This window comes from Microtetraspora sp. AC03309, assembly GCF_020826795.1.
Lineage (GTDB): Bacteria > Actinomycetota > Actinomycetes > Streptosporangiales > Streptosporangiaceae > Microtetraspora > Microtetraspora glauca.
The window spans coordinates 1-436 of sequence record NZ_JADDIL010000536.1 but is presented as its reverse complement, the minus strand read 5'-3'; the positions used below and the strand labels follow the sequence as shown (position 1 = coordinate 436).

1 pseudogene is annotated in these 436 nt (G+C 68.8%); it reads left to right on the top strand.

The features are described from left to right. Positions 1 to 17 precede the first annotated feature (17 nt). Positions 18 to 436, top strand: a pseudogene (locus IMZ11_RS44235) (hypothetical protein); the annotation flags it as partial.

The following is a 436-nucleotide window of genomic DNA, read 5'->3' as shown; positions in this document are numbered from 1 at the left end:
TCTACGTCCTGCTGTGGGTGGGACTGGTCGCCGCATCGGTGCTGTTCGGCCCGGTGTGGCGGCTGATCTCTCCCGTCCGAGCGCTGTACCGGTTCTTGCCGGTTCAGGCCCCGCTGCGCTATCCCGAGCAGCTCGGCTACTGGCCGGCCGCAGTCGGGCTGTTCGCGTTCGTGTGGTTGGAGCTGGCCAGCCCTGACCCGGGATCGCTTGCGGCCATTCGCAACTGGCTGCTGATCTACCTCGCGGTCACTCTCGCCGGCGCGTTGTGTTGCGGACAGCGCTGGCTGGAAAGCGCCGACCCGTTCGAGGTGTACAGCACGGTCGCGTCGAGACTCTCGCCGCTGCGCCGCCACGACGGCCGTATCGTGGCCGGCAACCCGTTCGATCATCTGCCGTCGCTGCCGGTGCGGCCCGGACTCGTCGCCCTGTTGGCGGT